18 protein-coding genes are annotated in these 18,725 nt (G+C 63.9%); 7 read left to right on the plus strand and 11 right to left on the minus strand.

What is annotated here, in order from left to right; genetic code table 11:
• Positions 1-26: 26 nt before the first annotated feature.
• Positions 27-1,094: a UDP-3-O-(3-hydroxymyristoyl)glucosamine N-acyltransferase gene (lpxD, locus tag QCM77_RS13650; protein WP_279664255.1), complete on the plus strand. Its 1,068-nt coding sequence runs from the start codon at positions 27-29 to the stop codon at positions 1,092-1,094.
• A gap of 41 nt (positions 1,095-1,135) precedes the next feature.
• Positions 1,136-1,552: a 3-hydroxyacyl-ACP dehydratase FabZ gene (fabZ, locus tag QCM77_RS13655; RefSeq protein ID WP_050992707.1), complete on the plus strand. Its 417-nt coding sequence runs from the start codon at positions 1,136-1,138 to the stop codon at positions 1,550-1,552.
• A 10-nt stretch (positions 1,553-1,562) separates the two neighbouring features.
• Here fabZ and QCM77_RS13660 read toward each other — a convergent pair whose 3' ends face one another.
• Complete coding sequence (locus QCM77_RS13660) at positions 1,563-1,886, minus strand: KTSC domain-containing protein (protein WP_279683909.1); 324 nt, start codon at positions 1,884-1,886, stop codon at positions 1,563-1,565.
• Positions 1,887-2,062: 176 nt separating this feature from the next.
• Here QCM77_RS13660 and lpxA point away from each other — a divergent pair, with 176 nt between their 5' ends.
• From lpxA to lpxB, 3 genes are read left to right on the plus strand one after another with little or no spacing between them, the layout of a single operon-like run.
• The gene (lpxA, locus tag QCM77_RS13665) at positions 2,063-2,854 is read left to right on the plus strand and encodes an acyl-ACP--UDP-N-acetylglucosamine O-acyltransferase (protein WP_279683911.1); all 792 of its coding nucleotides are present in this window, start codon (positions 2,063-2,065) and stop codon (positions 2,852-2,854) included.
• Positions 2,855-2,873: 19 nt separating this feature from the next.
• Complete coding sequence (locus QCM77_RS13670; RefSeq protein ID WP_279683913.1) at positions 2,874-3,731, plus strand: LpxI family protein; 858 nt, start codon at positions 2,874-2,876, stop codon at positions 3,729-3,731.
• Positions 3,728-4,912 (plus strand): lipid-A-disaccharide synthase, encoded by a 1,185-nt coding sequence (gene lpxB / locus QCM77_RS13675; RefSeq protein ID WP_279683915.1) that lies wholly within the window; start codon positions 3,728-3,730, stop codon positions 4,910-4,912. The genes QCM77_RS13670 and lpxB overlap by 4 nt, the downstream gene beginning before the upstream one ends.
• Positions 4,913-4,964: 52 nt before the next feature.
• Here the strand turns inward: lpxB and QCM77_RS13680 are convergent, their stop codons facing one another.
• The 8 genes from QCM77_RS13680 to gltX all read right to left on the minus strand — a co-directional run bounded on the left by QCM77_RS13680 (position 4,965) and on the right by gltX (position 14,367).
• The gene (locus QCM77_RS13680) at positions 4,965-5,732 is read right to left on the minus strand and encodes an SDR family NAD(P)-dependent oxidoreductase (RefSeq protein ID WP_279683917.1); all 768 of its coding nucleotides are present in this window, start codon (positions 5,730-5,732) and stop codon (positions 4,965-4,967) included.
• On the minus strand, positions 5,729-6,838 hold the full coding sequence (locus QCM77_RS13685) for an ABC transporter ATP-binding protein (protein ID WP_279683918.1): 1,110 nt from the start codon (positions 6,836-6,838) through the stop codon (positions 5,729-5,731). The genes QCM77_RS13680 and QCM77_RS13685 overlap by 4 nt, the downstream gene beginning before the upstream one ends.
• A gap of 10 nt (positions 6,839-6,848) precedes the next feature.
• Positions 6,849-7,706, minus strand: a complete 858-nt coding sequence (locus QCM77_RS13690) for a carbohydrate ABC transporter permease (RefSeq protein ID WP_279683920.1) — start codon at positions 7,704-7,706, stop codon at positions 6,849-6,851.
• The gene (locus QCM77_RS13695; RefSeq protein WP_462804317.1) at positions 7,699-8,628 is read right to left on the minus strand and encodes a carbohydrate ABC transporter permease; all 930 of its coding nucleotides are present in this window, start codon (positions 8,626-8,628) and stop codon (positions 7,699-7,701) included. The genes QCM77_RS13690 and QCM77_RS13695 overlap by 8 nt, the downstream gene beginning before the upstream one ends.
• Positions 8,625-9,911: an ABC transporter substrate-binding protein gene (locus tag QCM77_RS13700; protein WP_279683921.1), complete on the minus strand. Its 1,287-nt coding sequence runs from the start codon at positions 9,909-9,911 to the stop codon at positions 8,625-8,627. The genes QCM77_RS13695 and QCM77_RS13700 overlap by 4 nt, the downstream gene beginning before the upstream one ends.
• 57 nt (positions 9,912-9,968) lie before the next feature.
• Positions 9,969-11,147: an ROK family transcriptional regulator gene (locus tag QCM77_RS13705; RefSeq protein ID WP_279683934.1), complete on the minus strand. Its 1,179-nt coding sequence runs from the start codon at positions 11,145-11,147 to the stop codon at positions 9,969-9,971.
• 294 nt (positions 11,148-11,441) lie between these two features.
• On the minus strand, positions 11,442-12,746 hold the full coding sequence (gene gltA / locus QCM77_RS13710; protein WP_279683928.1) for a citrate synthase: 1,305 nt from the start codon (positions 12,744-12,746) through the stop codon (positions 11,442-11,444).
• A 193-nt stretch (positions 12,747-12,939) separates the two neighbouring features.
• Complete coding sequence (gene gltX, locus QCM77_RS13715; RefSeq protein WP_279683929.1) at positions 12,940-14,367, minus strand: glutamate--tRNA ligase; 1,428 nt, start codon at positions 14,365-14,367, stop codon at positions 12,940-12,942.
• Positions 14,368-14,511: 144 nt separating this feature from the next.
• Between gltX and QCM77_RS13720 the strand changes: the two genes are divergently transcribed.
• Both QCM77_RS13720 and QCM77_RS13725 read left to right on the plus strand, forming a co-directional pair.
• Positions 14,512-16,188 (plus strand): glutamine--tRNA ligase/YqeY domain fusion protein, encoded by a 1,677-nt coding sequence (locus QCM77_RS13720; RefSeq protein WP_279683930.1) that lies wholly within the window; start codon positions 14,512-14,514, stop codon positions 16,186-16,188.
• 19 nt (positions 16,189-16,207) lie between these two features.
• Positions 16,208-16,600, plus strand: a complete 393-nt coding sequence (locus tag QCM77_RS13725; protein ID WP_279683931.1) for a YybH family protein — start codon at positions 16,208-16,210, stop codon at positions 16,598-16,600.
• A gap of 73 nt (positions 16,601-16,673) precedes the next feature.
• Here QCM77_RS13725 and glnA read toward each other — a convergent pair whose 3' ends face one another.
• The gene (gene glnA, locus QCM77_RS13730) at positions 16,674-18,104 is read right to left on the minus strand and encodes a type I glutamate--ammonia ligase (protein WP_279664236.1); all 1,431 of its coding nucleotides are present in this window, start codon (positions 18,102-18,104) and stop codon (positions 16,674-16,676) included.
• A gap of 166 nt (positions 18,105-18,270) precedes the next feature.
• A complete protein-coding gene (locus QCM77_RS13735) occupies positions 18,271-18,453 on the minus strand; it encodes a hypothetical protein (RefSeq protein ID WP_247389149.1) in 183 nt (60 codons plus the stop codon).
• Positions 18,454-18,725: the final 272 nt, after the last annotated feature.

Below are 18,725 nucleotides of genomic sequence, written 5' to 3' on the forward strand. Positions count from 1 at the left end.
CCGAAGCCGGACCGCGACGGGGTGGAATGGCGCAGCCGACCTTCTTCACAAAACCGCCTGCCTCAGCGCTGGCTGACATTGCCACGCTGACCAAGGCGGAGCTGGTCGATCCCGCCAGGGGCGGCCAAATCATCACGGGCCTTGCTTCGCTCGACGAAGCGGGCCCGATGCATCTGGCGTTCTTCGACAATCTCAAATATGCCGACGAGCTCAAGGCAACCAAGGCCGGGGCCTGCCTGGTGAGCCCGCGTTTCGAGGCCCGGGTGCCCGCGCATGTGGCGGTGCTGCGGGCGACGCAGCCGTTCCGCGCCTTCGTCAGGATCGCGCGGGAGTGGCATGGCGATGCGCTCCGGCCGCAATCCTGGACCGGCAACGACGGCATTGCGCCATCGGCGATCATTGACCCCACGGCCAGGCTCGAGGACGGCGTGATCGTCGATCCCCTGGCCGTGATCGGCCCTGACGTGGAGATCGGCAGCGGCACGGTGGTCGGTGTGGGGGCCGTGATCGGCCCCGGCGTCAAGATCGGCCGGGACTGCAATGTCGGCGCGCGCACCGCCATCCAGTGCGCGCTGATCGGCAACGACGTGTTGATCCACCCGGGCTGCTCGATCGGCCAGGACGGTTACGGCTTCATCTTCTTCGGGCCCGAGGGCCATCTGAAGGTGCCCCAGACCGGCCGCGTGCTGATCCAGAACAATGTGGAGGTCGGCGCCGGCACCACCATTGATCGCGGGTCCTTGCGCGACACGGTGATCGGGGAAGGGACCAAAATCGACAATCAGGTCCAGATCGGCCACAATGTGACCATCGGCCGGCACTGCCTGCTGGCAGCCCAGATCGGGCTCGCCGGCAGCCTGACCCTCGGCGACAACGTGGCGCTGGGAGCGAAGGTGGGCATCAACAATCACGTCAAGATCGGGGATGGAGCTCAGGTGACTGCCATGAGTGGCGTCAAGGACGACGTTCCTCCCAACGGACGTTGGGGTGGTTTTTTTGCCAAGCCGACCAGGCAGTGGTTCAAGGAAATTTTGGCGGTGGAGCGCTTGGCGCGCGACAGCAAGGCCGATCCGAAGCAGGAGGAACGGGAGTGACGGACGAAGCACCGGTCAGGTTCGAGCTTGTGGACATCAACATGATCCTGCAAACGCTCCCGCACCGCTTTCCAATGCTGCTGATCGACCGCGTGATCAACATCCGTACCGATTACAGCGGCATCGGCATCAAGAACGTCACCTTCAACGAGCCGCCGTTCCAGGGCCACTTTCCCGATCGCCCGGTCTATCCCGGCGTCATGATGATCGAAGCAATGGCGCAGACTGCGGGTGTGATCGGCATCAAGTCGGTCGAGGGCACCGAGAAGCCGCGCGCGGTCTATTTCCTGACCATCGACAAGTGCAAGTTCCGCAAGCCGGTGCTGCCCGGCGATACCATCGAATATCACATGCGCTCAATCGGCCGCCGCAAGGCCATGTGGTGGTTTCACGGCGACGCCAAGGTCAACGGGCAGGTGGTCGCGGAGGCCGATGTCGGCGCCATGCTGACCGACTGAGCGGTCTAGCTCATGCGCGGCAGTCGTAACGGCTGCCGGCCGTCTCGCGGGTGATATTCCGGTTGAAGAACTGGCCCATGGACGGAGCGCCCAGGAGGCTGTCGACCGTCTCGGCCGCGACGCCGCAATAGCGGTCATACCTGCCGTCGATCGCGACCACGAGGTTCTGCTGCGCGCGGTCGTAACAGACGCGCTGAAGCACCGTGCTGCGGTTGATGTCGCGGCATTCGAATGTCGCGAGGTCGATCGGGCGGCGTTCGCCGGTCTCGACCGTCTCGGAGACGATCGGTGCGGTCGCGAGCTGTGCGAGCAGAAGTGCCAGGGCCCTGACCACGATGACCTCAAGCTCCACATGAAGGCGTTGACGAATTGGGGAGGCTGGCTCATCCGGCGTCTGAAACAGGCCGATATGATACGTCACTGGACAGATCAGGCATAGTCGCGCTAACCAGCAGAAAACCAAGCGACTTCAACACCTAACCAGACCTTCTTGATGAGTCAGATTGCTTGATGAGTAAGATTGATCCCACCGCACGGGTCGAGGACGGCGCCGTGATCGGCGAGGCCACCGAGATCGGGCCCTATTGCATCATCGGCGCCAATGTCGTGATCGGCGCGAACTGCAAGCTGATTGGGCAGGTCACAATCATCGGGCATACCTCGGTCGGTGATGGCTGCGTGATCTCGCCGTTTGTGGTGCTGGGCGGTGCGCCTCAGGATCTCAGCTACAAGGGCGAGCCCACGACGCTTGAGATCGGCTCCGGCTGCACCATCCGCGAAGGTGCGACCATGAATGTCGGCACCATCAAGGGTGGTGGCCGGACGCGCGTCGGCAACGACGGTTACTTCATGAACAACAGCCATGTCGGCCATGACTGCATGGTCGGCAACAACGTGATCTTTGCGACCTCGGCGACGCTTGGCGGTCACTGCGAGATCGGTGACGCCGTCTATATCGGTGGGCTGTCAGCCGTGCATCAGTTCACGCGCATCGGCCCGTACGTCATGGTTGGCGGTGTCTGCGGCGTGCGTGACGACGTCATCCCGTACGGGCTGGTCAACGGCCAGTACGCGGTGCTGGAGAGCCTCAACCTGATCGGCATGAAGCGGCGCAAGTTCACCAAGCAGCGGCTTGCGACCGTGCGCGCGTTCTACCAGAAGCTCTTCCACGGTCCCGGCACCTTTGCCGAACGGCTGGAGGCGGCGCGGCCGCTCGCCGGCGAAGATCCGGCGATCGCCGAAATCCTCGACTTCATCGGCAAGGGCAGGCGCCCGCTCTGTCTTCCCGCCATCGCGAAGTGATGATGGGATGGCCGCGGGCATGACATCGGCGGCTTCGGAGATTTCATCACCGGTCGGCGTGGTCGCAGGCGGCGGCGCCATGCCGTTCGCGGTTGCCGACTCGCTCGCTGCGCGCGGCATCACACCGGTGTTGTTTCCCCTTCGGGGGGCCTGCGATCCGGCGCGGGTGGAGAAATTCCGCCATCGCTGGATCTCGGTCGGCCAGCTCGGCCGCGCCATGCGGCTGTTTCGCGAGGAGGGTTGCCGTGACCTGATCTTCATCGGCACGCTGGTACGCCCCTCGCTCTCGGAGGTCCGGGTCGACTTCACGACGCTCCGGCTGCTCGGCAATGTCATCCGCGCCTTCCGCGGCGGCGACGATCATTTGTTGTCCGGCGTCGGGCGCATTCTCGAGCATGGCGGCTTTCGCATGGTCGGCATCAAGGATGTTGCGCCCGACCTGCTGATGCCCGAGGGCTGCATCAGCCGCGCCTGGCCGAGCGACACCGGCAAGACCGACATCGAGCGCGGACGCGCGGTGCTGACCGCGCTCGGTCCATTCGACATCGGCCAGGCTGCGGTCGTGATCGACGGCCATGTGGTGGCGGTCGAGGATATCGAGGGCACCGATGCGCTGCTCGCGCGCGTGGCGCGCCTGCGCGAGGAGGGCCGCATCCGCGCCGCCACCGGGCGGGGCGTACTGGTGAAGGTACCAAAGAGCGGGCAGGATTTGCGCTTCGACCTGCCGACGATCGGCCCGCGCACCCTCGAGGGCGTCGCCGCCGCAGGGCTAGCAGGCATCGCCGTCGTCGCTGGCAACACCATCGCGGCCGAGCCGCAGGCGATGATTGCGCTCGCGGACGCAAAATACCTCTTCGTCATCGGCCTGCCGGCGTGATGCAAGGCCGCGATCCCAAGCGCAAGATCTTCCTGATCGCGACGGAGGAATCCGGCGACCGGCTCGGCAGCGCCTTGATGAAGGTGCTGCGGCAGCGGCTCGGCGACGGCGTGCAGTTCGTGGGCGTCGGCGGCCACACCATGGCGCGCCAGGGTCTCGAGACGCTGTTTCCGATCGAGGAGCTCTCGATCGTGGGTTTCGCCGCGGTGGTGCAGCAATTGCCGAAGATCCTGCGGCTGATCCGCGAGACCGCAGAGGCCGTGACCGAGGCCGCGCCGGACGCGCTCGTCATCATCGACAGCCCCGACTTCACCCACCGTGTCGCCCGCCGCGTGCGGGCGCGCAATCCGGCGATCCCTATCGTCGACTATGTCTCGCCCCAGCTCTGGGCTTGGCGGCCGGGACGGGCGCGGACCATGCTCGGCTACGTCGATCATGTGCTCGGCCTGTTGCCGTTCGAGCCGGAGGAATATCGCAAGCTCGGCGGGCCGCCATGCAGCTATGTCGGCCATCCCCTGATCGAGCAACTGCCCTCGCTGCGGCCGAACGCGGAGGAGCAGAAGCGCCGCGACCGCGAGCCGCCGGTTTTGCTGGTGCTGCCCGGCAGCCGCCGCAGCGAGATCAGGCACCATCTCGACGTGTTTGGCGCAACGCTCGGCCGGTTGCAGGCGGAAGGCCGCGCGTTCGAACTGATGCTGCCGACCATGCAGCATCTCGAAGCCACCATCCGCGAAGGCATCGCGAACTGGCCGGTCAAGCCTCAAATCGTGATCGGTGAAAACGAGAAGCGCGCCGCCTTCCGCATCGCGCGCGCGGCACTGGCAAAATCCGGCACGGTGACGCTGGAGCTCGCATTGTCAGGCATTCCGATGGTGACGGCCTATCGCGTCGGCGCGATCGAAGCCTTCATCCTGCGCCGCGCGATCCGCGTCTCCTCGGTGATCCTTGCCAATCTCGTGATCGGCAAGGACGTCATTCCGGAGTTCTTGCAGGAGGAGTGCACGCCGGAGAAGCTGGCGCCCGCGCTGTCGGAGCTTCTGACGGATTCACCGCTGCGCCGACAGCAGGTGGAAGCGTTCGCCCAGATCGATACGATCATGTCGACCGGCAACAAGTCGCCGAGCGTGCTCGCAGCCGACATCCTGCTGGCGACGATGCGCAAGAGCAGGCGGGCGCCTTAGTTTTGAGCATGATCTTTTCGGAAAACCGCTGCACACTTTTCCGAATCACGCTCTAGCCGAGGCCAGCGTCGACCTGAAAACACTGGCGCGTGACGCGCTGGCTCTCGTCGGATGCCAGGAACAGCGCCATGTTCGCGATGTCGTCGGGCGTCACCGCATCGGGAATGGCCTGGCGCGTGCGCAGCTCGGCGATCGCCTGCTCATCCGGATACCACATCCGGCGCTGACGCTCGGTGATCACCATCCCCGGCGCTATCGCGTTGACGCGGATGCGGTCGGGACCGACCAGCCGGGCCAGGGAGTTGGTGAAGCCGACGATCGCGGCCTTTGCCGCGGCGTAGACCGGCAGCCCCGGCGCGCCGCGCATCCAGGCAATCGACGACATGTTGATGATCGAACCGCCGCCGCGTGCCTGCATCTGCGGCACCACCGCTTGCGCGGCAAAGAAGACGTGCTTGAGATTGACGCCGATCATCCAGTCGAACTCGGTGGGCGTCACCTCGGCCAGCACCTGACGCTGATCATTCGCGGCGTTGTTGACGAGGACCGCGGCATCGCCAAGCGATCGGTGAACCTGTGCCATGGCGCCGCGCAAGGCGTCGATGTCGAGCAGATCGCACGGCACGAACAATGGTGCGGTCCCGGACGCGGCCTTCACCTCCGCGACCAGCGCCCGGCCGGCTGCCTCATCGAGATCCAGCAGCGCGACGCGAGCCCCCTGGGCTGCGAACGCCCGCACGAAGGCGGCACCGATGCCGCTGGCGCCACCGGTAATCAACACCACGCGATCCCTAAGACCGGCATAGCTCGTCTTTGTCATGCGATCAGTCGCTCCGTCTCGGGGTCGAATAGGCAGATGCGGCGCGTGTCGAGCGCGAAGGGCGCGGGGATGCCCGGCGTGGGGCGGATATCCGGCGTGATGCGCGCCAGCGCAGTCTCGCCGCCAAGCCGCAGCAGCACGATGGTTTCGGCCCCGGTCGGCTCGATCATCTCCACGGGCGCGCTGACGACGATGGGCGCATCGCCGGCAAACACGCGGCTGCCCTCGGCGATGCATTCGGGCCTGATCCCGAACACCACCTCGCGGCCGACAAAGGGCGCCGCGGCGTCGTATCCTTGCAGGCGGACACGAACCTCGTCCGGCCGCCCCGCACCGATCACGACCACGGACCCGCCGGCATCGGCCTCGAGCCGTGCCGGCATCGTGTTCATCGGCGGCGAGCCCATGAAGCGGGCCACGAACAGGTTGGCGGGATAGCGATACACGGTGTCAGGGTCGGCAAACTGCTGCACCACGCCGCGATGCATCACGGCGATGCGCGTCGCCATTGTCATCGCCTCGATCTGGTCGTGGGTGACATAGACGATGGTGGCACCGATGCGCTGGTGCAGCCGCTTGATCTCCATCCGCATCTCGACGCGCAGCTTGGCGTCGAGATTGGAGAGCGGCTCGTCGAACAGGAAGAGCAGGGGATCGCGCACCAGCGCCCGGCCCATCGCCACGCGCTGGCGCTGGCCGCCGGACAATTGCGACGGCTTGCGGCCGAGCAGCGGCTCGATCTGGAGCAGCCGGGCCACGTTTGCCAGCGCCTTCTCCTGCTCCGCCTTGGCTACGCGTCGGCATTCCATGCCGAAGGTGATGTTCTGGCGCACCGTCATCGACGGATAGAGCGCGTAGGACTGGAACACCATGGCGATGTCGCGGTCCTTCGGTGGGATGTCGTTGACGACACGTCCGCCGATTTCCACGGTGCCTGCGCTCGGGCGGTCGAGCCCGGCGACGATGTTGAGCAGCGTGGACTTGCCGCAGCCGGATGGGCCGACCAGCACGGTGAATTCACCGCTCTCGATGTCGAGATCGATGCCCTTCAGCACCTCCAGATTGGCGTAGCGCTTGGACAGGGAGCGAATGCTTAGTGCTGCCATGACGACCCCATCATTTCACAGCCCCGGCAGTGAGGCCGCGTACGAAATACCTGCCGCCGAGGAGATAGATCAACAAAGTGGGCAGCGCTGCGATGATCACCGCCGCGCTCTGCACGCCATGCTGCGGGATATCTGCGATCGCGGCAGATAGCGCAATGAGAGCGGCCGTGACGGGCTGCTGTTGGCCGGTCGTAAATGTCACGCCATAGAGGAACTCGTTCCAGATGTGCGTGAACTGCCAGATCACGGTGACGATCAGAATCGGAGACGAGAGCGGCAGTATGATGCGCCAGAAAATACGGAAGAACCCGGCGCCATCGATGCGCGCCGCCCTGATCAGTTCGTGTGGAATGGCGACGTAGTAGTTCCGGCAGAACAGCGTGGTGAAGGAGAGCCCCTGGATCGTGTGAATCAGCACGAGACCCGTCAGCGTGTTGATGAGACCGATGTCCCGCAGCACGATAGTCCAGGGCAGCAAGCGCATCTGCTGGGGAAGGAAGAGGCCAAGGGTCACGATGCCGTAGATCCAGCTGTCGCCGCGAAAACGCCAGAGCGACACGGCGTAACCGGCGACAGCACCGAGCAGGGTGGAGAAGATCGTCGCGGGAATCGTGACGAGCGCGGAGTTCAGCATGTACGGCCGGATGCCGGCGCAGGTCTCGGCGACACAGAAGCCGCTCCAGGCCGTGGCGTAGTTGCCCCAGGCCCATTGTTTCGGCCAGCCGATCATCGAGGCCTGCGCGATCTCCTCGTTGGTGCGGAGCGAGTTCAGAACGACAACAACCATTGGCGCGAGATAAGCTGCCGCGAACAACGACACGACGAGATAGATCAGGATTCGGCTCGGCGCGAAGGTGCTGTCACGCATGGGTTGCCCGCCGCCGCTGGACATACCGCCACGCTGCATAGGGCAGCAGCACCGCGAGCAGAATGAGCAGCATGAGCACCGCTGCCGCCGCACCCCGGCCGAGCTGGCCGCGCTGGAACATGAGGTCGTAGACGACAAGTGCCGGCAGCTGGGTCGCGATTCCGGGCCCGCCGTTGGTGAGCGCGCGGACGAGGTCGAAGGCCGAAATCGCGAACTGCAGCTGGATCACGACGACGGTGATGGTGATCGGCCACAGCGTCGGCAAGATAACCCGCCGGTAAATCCGGACGGGTCCGGCGCCGTCGATCTGTGCAGCCTTGATGATGTCGGCGTCGACGGAGCGAAGGCCGGCCAGGAACAGCGCCATGGCGAAGCCCGACGATTGCCAGATCGCAGCGATGACGATGGTCCAGATCGCCATGTCGCGGTCGACCAGCCAGTCGAACCGGAAAGAGGTCCAGCCGAGGTCATGGACGAGCTTCTGGATCCCGATACCGGGATTGAGCAGCCAGCTCCAGACCGTGCCGGTGACGACGAACGACACCGCCAGGGGGTACAGGAAGATGGTACGCAGCACGTTCTCGCCGCGAATGCGCTGATCGAGCAGGATCGCGAGCGCGAGACCGGTGATCAAACTCAGCAGCACGAAAGCGGTGCCGAACAGCAGCAAATTGTCGAAGGCGATATGCCAGTTCCGCGACGCCATCACCGCATTGTAATTGCGCAAACCCACCCAGCCCGAGACCGGAACCAGCGTGGATGGCGTGAACGAAATCCAGATCGTCCACAGCGAAAACGAGATGAGATGCGCGGCGGACAATAGCAGCGGCACCCAGATCATCAGATACTCTGGCAGCCGGCCGACCACGCCTGATATCGCCGGCCGGCCGGGCCGCGTTGCTGTGGACGCGACGTCGGTCAACGCGAACCCTCGACGGCCTCGGCGAGGCGGGTGACCGCCTGATCCGGCGTAATCGTCTTGTTCTTTGCGTATTCGGTGAACACGTCGATCATCGCTGCGGTCAGGCCGTTTTCCTGCGCCATGTTGTGCGCGAGGCTGAGGACGGCCTGATTGTTGGCGACAGCGTCCTTGAGTGCGGCTGCGGTTCGCCGTTGGCCATCCGACCAGCCTTCACCGGACAGATCGACATCGGTGCGCACGGGTATCGATCCCGTGATCTGTGAATACATGGTCTGGATCGCCGGATCCATGACGAGCTGGGCCATCAACGCCTGACCGGCCTGCAGATCGGGCTCCTTGCGCTGCCAGAAGATGAAGGCATCGGCATTCAGCAGGAACACCGGCTTGCCATTGTCGCTGGGGCCTGGCGCGATGACGAAGTCGTCGAACTTGAAACCGGCGTTGCGCAGGACGCCCTGCGCCCACCCGCCCATGATCATCATGCCCATGTCGCCGTCGACGAAGCGCTTCAAATTGGTGGCGTAGGGTTGGGCGCCGACATTGGGGTCCATCCAGTTGGTGATCTTGCGCATCTGTTCGAAGGCAGCCTTGATCTCGGGACCCTCCAGGGCCTTCTTGTCGAGGTTCATGATGGCCGCGCGATATGCGATGGGGCTGATGCCGGCGAGCGAGGCCTCGAATTTTTGCCCATCGTCGGCGCGGGTACCACCGTTGGCGACGGGAAAGGTGACTCCGCCGGCTTTCATCTTCTCAGCAAGATCGTTGAAATCAGCCCAGGTGACGGGGACCTTGTCGGCCTTGGCTTTATCCATCGCGCGCTTGGAGAGAAACAGCATGTTGGTGCTGTAGATCTGCAACGGCAGCGCAATCCACCTGCCCTCCGGCTTGTGCAATTTTGCAAGGTCCGGCGCGACGACCTTTTCGTAGCCGGCGGCAGCGACAACGGCGTCGAGATCGACGGTCGGGGCAATCTTCGACCACGCCGCAATCTCGGGGCCCTTGAGCTGCGAACAGGCCGGCGGATCTCCGGCGATAATCTGAGCGCGCAGCTTGTTCATCATCTCTGTGGTGAACCCGGGGACGGGCGAGTGCTGCCAGACCCCGCCTTTCTCCTCGAATTTCTTGCCAAGCGCCGTGATCGCCGCCCCGTCGCTGCCCGCAGACCATTGCGAGATCGCGGTCAGGCGCGGCTTGACTGCACCTTGCGCGCGGGCAAATGCCGGCAGTGCGAGCGCGGCCGCAGATCCAGCGAGCAGACGGCGCCTTGTTGTGGTGATCGGCATGGCAAGTTCCTCCCGGTGTGAACTCTTTCGCGCGAGAGCCGCGCGGCGTCAGGTATCTCAGGCGGCCTCCGTCGATGCGGCCGGCATGCCGCCGCGGCAAGCGAGGCAGAAAGCCGCGAATGCCAACGCGGCCCGCGGATCATTGCCATTCGACGGCGGCACGAAAGCGAGCGACACTTGCGCATGCTTGCGACCGCCCAACAGGCAGGCGTCGATCCCCTCGACGAGGGCGTTGCGATCGTCATCGGCGAGAAGCGACGGCCAGCCGCTGATCGCGACGCCCTTGCACGGCTTCACGTTCAGCGTGTTGCCGATCGCAAGGCCAAGCCGGAACAGCCGCCGGCGCAATTCCTGCCGCACGCGCGACGTGAGTGGCATCGCGGTCACCCATTCGCTGCCGAGCTGAAGCAACTCGGCTTCCGCAACGCCGAGAAGCTCGGCCAAGGCGGGAAGCGACGTATAGGCCTCGACGCAGCCATGATGACCACAGCGGCAAATTGGTCCGTCGGCTCCGAACACCATGTGGCCGAGCTCGACCGGCTGGAGGGCATCGTCCTCGATCGGATCATCCATCCAAGCGCCCGCGACGCCCTGGCCGACGAAGACGAAGAGATGCGCGCTGCTGAATGGATAATTCTCCGCGCGGCAGCGGTGAAAGATGGCGTGCGCGACGACCGAATTGGTGAACTCGACCGGCACGCCGGCAAACATGCCGCCGAGCATCTCGCTGATACGCCCGACGTCGCAGGGAATGATCGGATTGCTTGATGCGCCCAACCGGCCGAGGCCCGGAATGGAGATGCCGATCTGCGCGAGGGGGATGCGGCGGCGCCGCGTCCAGTCGCGCAGCAATGTCAGCGCCTCGTGAAACACCCGGCCGACGGTCGCAACGGTCGGCGTCTTCGGTAGCGGTACATGCCCGGTGTAGTGCAGCTCACCGGACAGGCCCCCAACGCCGACGCTGAGGCGCTGGGTGGTCAGCTCGAAGGCCGCGAGCGCCACCGAGCCGTCGAGCGACACGAGGCCCGTCGGGCCGCCGACATAGGGGGCAGGGCGCCGCATTTCCTCGATCAGGCCTTCGGCCTTCAAATCAAACAGGATACGCGACAGGCTCGCTTCCGACAGGCGTACGGCCTTGGCCAGCGGCGGGCGAAACGAGCCGCCCGACTGAAGCAGATGAGTCAAAATGGCAGCACGCGTCTGCCGCCGACTTCTCGGCTGCTCCGGCATTTCCATCCCTGTCGTCATTCTTACTTAGTGTAAGAATTTGCGCGCGGAGCGCTTCGGCTGTCAAGGCGTTTGCCGGCGCGATGAGTCGACTTGTTGTTGTGCGCGGCAGCAAGATGGGGAGTTCGTGGGTTGGGTTGGCGAAGCCTAACCTACCATGCTTCCGCGTTTGCCGAACGAAGTTGTTTCGTCGAGCGGACTGCGCTTCGCGCAGCCGCGGGACTGACCCACCCCACAACGTCATCAAACAAAAACGGCGCCATCGGAAGATGGCGCCGTTTCGAAAGCCGTAATGGCTCGACCTTACTTCCGATCCTTGATCGCCACGTAGTCGCGGCGGGGGACGCCGGTGTAGAGCTGGCGCGGACGGCCGATCTTCTGCTGCGGATCCTCGATCATCTCGCTCCACTGGCTGATCCAGCCGACGGTGCGGGCGACCGCGAACAGCACGGTGAACATCGAGACCGGGAAGCCCATCGCTTTCAGCGTGATGCCCGAATAGAAGTCGACGTTCGGATAGAGCTTGCGGTCGATGAAGTACTGGTCGCTGAGCGCGATCTTCTCGAGCTCGAGCGCCACCTTCAGCATCGGATCGTCGCCATGGCCGGTCTCCTTGAGCACGGCGTGACACATCTTCTGCATGATCTTGGCGCGCGGATCGTAGTTCTTGTAGACGCGGTGACCGAAGCCCATCAGGCGGACTTCAGAGTTCTTGTCCTTCACCTTGGCGATGAACTCGGGGATATTGTCGACCGAGCCGATCTCGGCGAGCATCGCGAGCGCGGCTTCGTTGGCGCCGCCATGCGCCGGGCCCCAAAGGCAGGCAATGCCGGCGGCGATGCAGGCGAACGGGTTGGCGCCGGAGGAGCCGGCGATACGCACCGTCGAGGTCGAGGCGTTCTGCTCGTGGTCGGCGTGCAGGATGAAGATCTTGTCCAGCGCATCCGCCAGCACCGGATTGATCTTGTACTCCTCGCACGGCACAGCGAAGCACATGTGCAGGAAGTTCTCGGCGAACTTCAGTGAGTTCTTCGGATACACGAAGGGCTGGCCGATCGTGTACTTGTATGCCATTGCCGCCAGCGTCGGAATCTTGGCGACCATCCGCATCGACGCAATCATGCGCTGCTTCGGATCGTTGATGTCGGTGGAGTCGTGGTAGAACGCGGCCAGTGCGCCGACGGCGGCCACCATGATTGCCATCGGATGAGCGTCGCGGCGGAAGCCCTGGAAGAATCGAGCCATCTGCTCGTGCACCATCGTGTGATGGATCACGCGGTCGTCGAAATCCTTCTTCTGCGAGGCGGTCGGCAGGCTCCCGTAGAGCAGGAGGTAGCAGGTCTCCAGGAAGTCGCCGTGCTCGGCGAGCTGCTCGATCGGGTAGCCGCGGTATTCCAGCACGCCGGCGTCGCCGTCGATATAGGTGATCTTGGACTGGCAGCTCGCGGTCGAGGTGAAGCCCGGGTCGTAGGTGAACAGGCCGGACTGACCGTAGAGCTTGCCGATATCGACGACATCAGGCCCGACGCTGCCGCTGAGGATCGGGAGATCGAAATTCTTGTTTCCGACCGTCAGCGTGGCGGTCTTATTGTTTGGTTTTGCGTCCATCGTAGGTCCCCGATGTATGGTGAAACGGGCCGGACCCGGAAGGCCCCGGCGAGATCGCGGGGCAGGCCGGATTTTCCAGAAGGTACGGGTGAGATGGGTATATTATTGCTGTGTGCGCTGCAAGATGGCGCCACGCATGGTCGACTTACGTCGTAGCCCGATCCTTGGCCCGATCCTTGGCCCGGTCCTCGGCCTAACCCTTGGCCTGGTCGTCAAGCCGGCCCAGGCTTTCCTGGCGTCCCAGGATGTCCAAAACCTCGAATATGCCGGGCGACGTCGTCCGTCCGGTCAGCGCCGCCCGCAGCGGCTGGGCGACCGCGCCGAGCTTGAGACTATTTTCCTCGGCAAAAGCGCGCAGCGCGGCTTCCGTAGCGCCGCCGCTCCACGTCTCGACTTTCTCCAGCGCGGAATGAAGCTGACCGATCAGCTTGCGGTTCTCCAGCGTCAGCAGCGCTGCCGCCTTGGGATCAAGCTGCAGCGGCCGGTCGGCGAAGATGAAACAGGCCCCGTCGATCAGCTCGATCAGCGTCTTGGCGCGCTCCTTCAGGGCCGGCATGGCCTTCAGGAGCTGCGCGCGCGTGGTGTCGTTTAACTTGGCCTTCAGCTCGTCGCGGCTGGGCACGAGGTGGTCGAGCACGTCCTCGAACATCTTCACGAGTGATTGATCGTCGGCATTGCGGATGTAATGGCCGTTGAGGTTTTCCAGCTTGGCAAAATCAAAGCGCGCGGCGGCGCGGCCGACGCTGGCGAGGTCGAACGCGGCAATCATCTCCTCGGTCGAGAAGATTTCCTGGTCGCCATGGCTCCAGCCGAGCCGGACGAGGTAGTTGCGGAGCGCGGCCGGGAGGTATCCCATGGCGCGGTAGGCATCGACGCCCAGCGCGCCATGGCGCTTCGACAGCTTTGAGCCGTCCGGGCCGTGGATCAGGGGAATGTGGGACATGCTGGGCAGCGCCCAGCCCATCGCATCGTAGATCTGCTTCTGGCGCGCCGCGTTGATCAGATGGTCGTCGCCGCGGATGACATGGGTAACGCCCATGTCGTGGTCGTCGACCACCACCGCGAGCATGTAGGTTGGGTTGCCATCGCCGCGCAGAAGCACGAGGTCGTCGAGGTTCTCGTTCTGCCAGACCACGCGGCCCTGGACCTGGTCCTCGATCACGGTCTCGCCGGTCTGCGGCGCGCGCAGCCGGATCGTCGGCTTGACGTCGTTTGGAGCCGTCGCCGGATCGCGGTCGCGCCACAGGCCATCATAGAGGCGGGTGCGCCCTTCCGCGCGCGCCTTCTCGCGCATCGCGGTGAGCTCCTCGGCGGTGGCGTAGCAGCGATAGGCCTTGCCGTCGGCGAGCAGCTGCTCGGCGACGGCACGGTGGCGGGCGGCGCGGCTGAACTGGTAGATGACGTCGCCATCCCAGCCGAGCTCCAGCCATTTCAGGCCGTCGAGGATAGCGCCGATCGCCGCCTCCGTGGAGCGCTCCCGGTCGGTGTCCTCGATCCGGAGCAGCATCTTGCCGCCGTGCTTCTTCGCATAGAGCCAGTTGAACAGCGCCGTGCGGGCGCCGCCGATATGGAGGAAGCCGGTGGGCGAGGGAGCGAAGCGGGTGACGACGGAATCGGTCATTCTTGGCAGGGCCTATGCATTGGAGGCGGTGGTATATAGCAGGACCGCTGCATAACTAAAGCCCGGCAGCGGGCGGCTTAAGGCCTTGGCTCAGCGTCCCGAATTTGGCAGAAGGGCCGCTGATTTCCCTACAGGATTTTCGTAATGACAGAACCGGTGGCGACTGAGGTTGGGCGCGATTTCATTCGTGACATCATCCAGGCCGACCTCGATCAGGCCAAATACCGGGAGATCGTGACCCGGTTCCCGCCGGAGCCGAACGGCTACCTCCATATCGGCCACGCCAAGTCGATCGCGCTCAATTTCGGTATCGCCCAGGAGTTTCCGGGCCGCTGCCATCTGCGCTTCGACGACACCAATCCGGTCAAGGAAGAACAGGAATACATCGATTCCATCCAGGCCGACGTGCGCTGGCTCGGCTTCGACTGGGGCAAGAACCTGTTCTTTGCCTCGGACTATTTCGACCGCCTGTACGAATGGGCGGAGCACCTGATCCGCGACGGGCTCGCTTATGTCGACGACCAGACCCAGGAGGAGATTCGTCTTGCGCGCGGCACGCTGACCGAGCCCGGCAAGAATTCGCCGTTCCGCGATCGCAGCGTGGATGAAAACCTCGACCTGTTCCGCCGCATGAAATCAGGTGAATTCCCCAACGGCGCGCGCGTGCTGCGGGCCAAGATCGACATGGGTGCGGGCAACATCAATCTGCGCGACCCCGTGCTGTACCGCATCCTGCATGCGCACCATCCGCGCACCGGGACCAAGTGGAGCATCTATCCGAGCTACGACTATGCCCACGGCCAGTCGGACGCGATCGAGGGCATCACGCACTCGATCTGCACGCTGGAATTCGAGGACCACCGGCCGCTCTACGACTGGTTCATCGAGAAGCTGCCGGTGCCGTCGAAGCCGCACCAGTACGAATTCGCGCGGCTGAACCTCACCTACACGCTGCTGTCGAAGCGCGTGCTGACCCAGCTCGTGCGCGAGGGCCATGTCGCGGGCTGGGACGATCCGCGCATGCCGACGATGGCGGCGATGCGCCGCCGCGGCGTGCCGCCGGCTGCCCTTCGTGAATTCGTCAAGCGCATTGGCGTGGCCAAAGCCAACAGCGTCGTCGACGTCGGCATGCTCGAGTTCTGCATCCGCGAGGAGCTGAACCGGACGTCGCAGCGGCGCATGGGGGTGCTGCGGCCGCTCAAGGTCGTGATCGAGAACTATCCGGAAGGGCAGGTCGAGGAGCTCGAGGCGATCAACCACCCCGACGATCCCAGCGCCGGCACAAGGAAGATTACGTTCGGCCGTGAGCTCTATATCGAGCAGGACGACTTCATGGAGAACCCGCCGAAAAAGTTCTTCCGTCTGTCGCCGGGCAACGAGGTGCGGCTGCGCTACGCCTATTTCGTCAAGTGCACCGGCGTGATCAAGAACGATAACGGCGAGGTGGTGGAGCTGCGCTGCACCTACGATCCCGCGACCAGGGGTGGCAACGCGCCTGACGGCCGCAAGGTCAAGGCCACCATGCACTGGCTGCCGGCGGCCACCTCCAGGCCGGCGGAGATCCGCATCTACAACCAGCTGTTCTCCAATCCGAATCCTGACGCGGCGAACTTCGCCGCCGACATCAATCCGCAGTCGCTGGAGATATTGTCCGATGCACGGATCGAGGCGTCGGTTGCCGAGAGCAACGCGACCGAGCCGATGCAGTTCGAGCGCCAGGGCTATTTCGTGCGCGATAAGGACTCGACGCTCGCCAAGCCGGTGTTCTCGCGGACGATCGGGCTGAGGGACACGTTTGCAAAGGAAGTGGCCAAGGGCTGACAAAGGCTGAGGGGGCGACATGCAGGTCGAAGCGGATGTTATCGTTTCCGCGATCATCGCGAAATGGTGCGTCGGCTTCGCCAAGCTCGACGCGACCGCGCTCGCCTCGCTCTATTCGAACAACGCGTTCTTCTTCGGCTCCAACCCGAAGCTCTATCGGGGCAGGGACGGCGCTGCCGACTATTTCAATGGCCTGCCGCTCTGGCGTTCGTCGAGCGCGGTCTTTTCCGAAATGCAGGCGGCGCAAGCCGGCCCAGACCTCATTAACATGGCCGCGATCGCCTCGTTCGACCTCGGCGAGGAAGGTCCGCCGCTGTCGGTGAAGATCACCTGGGTGATCGTTCGCGAGGACGGCGACTGGAAAATCGCGAGCCACCACGTGTCCTCAAAGATTCCACTGATCGAGCGATAGGCCCCGTCATTCCGGGCTCGCGACTTCGTCGCCCCGGAATGACAGTGAATGCCGCTCCTTTTCAACTTCCCGTCTAGATGTCGTAGTACAGATGAAATTCGTAAGGATGCGGTCGCAGCCGGATCGCGTCGATCTCTTTCTTTCGCTTGTAGTCGATCCAGGTCTCGATCACGTCGGCAGTGAATACGTCGCCGCGCAGCAGGAATGCGTGATCGCGCTCGAGCGCGTCGAGCGCCTGGTCCAGCGATCCCGGCGTCGACTTCACCTTCTTGGCTTCGGCGGGCGGGAGGTCGTAGAGATTCTTGTCAATCGGGCTGCCCGGGTCGATCCGCTTGTCGATACCGTCGAGGCCGGCCATAAGCATTGCGGCAAAAGCCAGATAGGGATTGCAGGAGGGATCGGGCGAACGAAATTCGACGCGCTTTGCCCGCGGGTTCGGCGAATACATTGGAATCCGGCAGCAGGCCGAGCGATTGCGCTGGGAGTAGACCAGGTTGATTGGAGCCTCATAGCCCGGCACCAGACGTCGATAGGAGTTCGTCGTCGGGGCGCAAAGCCCGCACAACGCCCACGCGTGGGTCAGGAGCCCGCCGATGTAGTAGCGGGCGAGCTCGCTCAGCTGGGCGTAGTCGTCCTTGTCGTAGAACAGGTTGGTCTCGCCCTTCCACAGACTTTGATGAACGTGCATGCCCGACGCGTTGTCCTCGAACAGTGGTTTCGGCATGAAGGTGGCCGTCTTGCCGTACTGATGCGCGGTGTTCTTGACCACGTATTTGTAGATCATCAAATTGTCGGCCATGCGGGTGAGGGTGGTGAAGCGCATGTCGATTTCGTTTTGGCCGCCAGTTGCGACCTCATGGTGATGAGCTTCGATCTGGATTCCGAGCTGCTCCATCGTCAGCACCATTTCAGTGCGTAGCGCCTGCATGCTGTCGGTCGGGGGAACGGGAAAATATCCCTCCTTCGGGCGCGGCTTGTGAGCCAGATTCGGCTCTTCGTCCTTGCTCGTGTTCCAGCTGCCTTCGCTGGAATCGATCTCATGCAAGGCGTAATTGATCCCCTGACCGTAGCGCACGTCGTCGAAGACGAAGAACTCCGCTTCCGGCCCGAAATAGCTGGTATCGGCGCGCCCGGTGCTGTTGAGGTGGGTTTCGGCCTTCTGGGCGATGTAGCGCGCATCCCGGCTGTAGGACTGGCCGGTCACGGGGTCGCGGATGTTGCAGATGAGGACCAGCGTCTTTGCGGGACTATAGGGGTCGACGAAGGCTGTGGTCGGATCGGCGACGACGAGCATGTCGCTTTCCTGGATCTCCTGGAAGCCGCGGATAGATGAGCCGTCGAATCCAATACCCTCGTCGAGAGCATCGACATTCACTGCGCTCGGCGGGACCGAAAAATGTTGCCAAACCCCCGGCAAGTCGGTGAACCGCAGATCGATCATCTGGACCTTCTCGTCCTTGATGGCCTTCACGAGATCTTCGGCGGTCGCGCATTTTGGAACCATGGCTTCGCTCCCAGATCAGCGATCCTGAGATCGCGTTCCGTTCGGCCGCGGCCGAGCGGCTTGCGACGGACTGTGGTCCACGTTCACAGTCGGCGTCGCGCCAGCCTTAAGCCCGGCATGGCGCGGTACTCGCGGTCACGCAGCCTTTGCACGCGCGCCGGCAGCCTCAGCTTTGATGTGGCCCGCGCATCAGCTTCATCGCGTCTTCGATATGCCGCCAGGTTCTTGCCAATTCGAGCTCGCCCTTCTGCTCGAGATCGATGGCGTTCTGAGCGGCTTCGGCGATGGCTTTGGGGCCATGTGCTTCCAGCAACTGCCGAGCGTAATCGTGGATTTCCATTTCTCGCATGGCGTCATCTTCCTCATGCTGGGCGCAAACTGGGCGGCGCCGAGAACGGTCGATATTGACACCCGTCAAGCGCTGATAGTCTGCATCCTGGTGCGCCGCACCCGCAAGTGCCCTTTCCGGGGTACAGGCAGCCGGGACGGGCGCCGGAGCTATCGCCCAAAGTTGGTGACGGCGGGAATCGGGAAGGCGGCATATCGTGGGGGTGCTTGACGCCTCCACTTCTCCACCGAAGGAGCGATATGCCGTGTCCAACGATAACGTCATCCAGCTGA

Origin of the sequence: Bradyrhizobium nivariense (assembly GCF_029846695.2) — a bacterium.
Taxonomy (GTDB): domain Bacteria; phylum Pseudomonadota; class Alphaproteobacteria; order Rhizobiales; family Xanthobacteraceae; genus Bradyrhizobium.

Bases quoted from the DNA above. Each gene is read 5' to 3' on its own strand.
- QCM77_RS13685 (WP_279683918.1), bottom strand. From the start codon at position 6,838: ATGGCAGCACTAAGCATTCGCTCCCTGTCCAAGCGCTACGCCAATCTG.
- QCM77_RS13680 (WP_279683917.1), bottom strand. From the start codon at position 5,732: ATGACAAAGACGAGCTATGCCGGTCTTAGGGATCGCGTGGTGTTGATT.
- glnA (WP_279664236.1), bottom strand. From the start codon at position 18,104: ATGGTTCCAAAATGCGCGACCGCCGAAGATCTCGTGAAGGCCATCAAG.
- QCM77_RS13735 (WP_247389149.1), bottom strand. From the start codon at position 18,453: ATGCGAGAAATGGAAATCCACGATTACGCTCGGCAGTTGCTGGAAGCA.
- gltA (WP_279683928.1), bottom strand. From the start codon at position 12,746: ATGGACGCAAAACCAAACAATAAGACCGCCACGCTGACGGTCGGAAAC.
- lpxA (WP_279683911.1), top strand. From the start codon at position 2,063: ATGAGTAAGATTGATCCCACCGCACGGGTCGAGGACGGCGCCGTGATC.
- QCM77_RS13700 (WP_279683921.1), bottom strand. From the start codon at position 9,911: ATGCCGATCACCACAACAAGGCGCCGTCTGCTCGCTGGATCTGCGGCC.
- QCM77_RS13690 (WP_279683920.1), bottom strand. From the start codon at position 7,706: ATGCGTGACAGCACCTTCGCGCCGAGCCGAATCCTGATCTATCTCGTC.
- QCM77_RS13670 (WP_279683913.1), top strand. From the start codon at position 2,874: ATGACATCGGCGGCTTCGGAGATTTCATCACCGGTCGGCGTGGTCGCA.
- lpxD (WP_279664255.1), top strand. From the start codon at position 27: ATGGCGCAGCCGACCTTCTTCACAAAACCGCCTGCCTCAGCGCTGGCT.
- QCM77_RS13705 (WP_279683934.1), bottom strand. From the start codon at position 11,147: ATGGAAATGCCGGAGCAGCCGAGAAGTCGGCGGCAGACGCGTGCTGCC.
- fabZ (WP_050992707.1), top strand. From the start codon at position 1,136: ATGATCCTGCAAACGCTCCCGCACCGCTTTCCAATGCTGCTGATCGAC.
- QCM77_RS13720 (WP_279683930.1), top strand. From the start codon at position 14,512: ATGACAGAACCGGTGGCGACTGAGGTTGGGCGCGATTTCATTCGTGAC.
- QCM77_RS13725 (WP_279683931.1), top strand. From the start codon at position 16,208: ATGCAGGTCGAAGCGGATGTTATCGTTTCCGCGATCATCGCGAAATGG.
- gltX (WP_279683929.1), bottom strand. From the start codon at position 14,367: ATGACCGATTCCGTCGTCACCCGCTTCGCTCCCTCGCCCACCGGCTTC.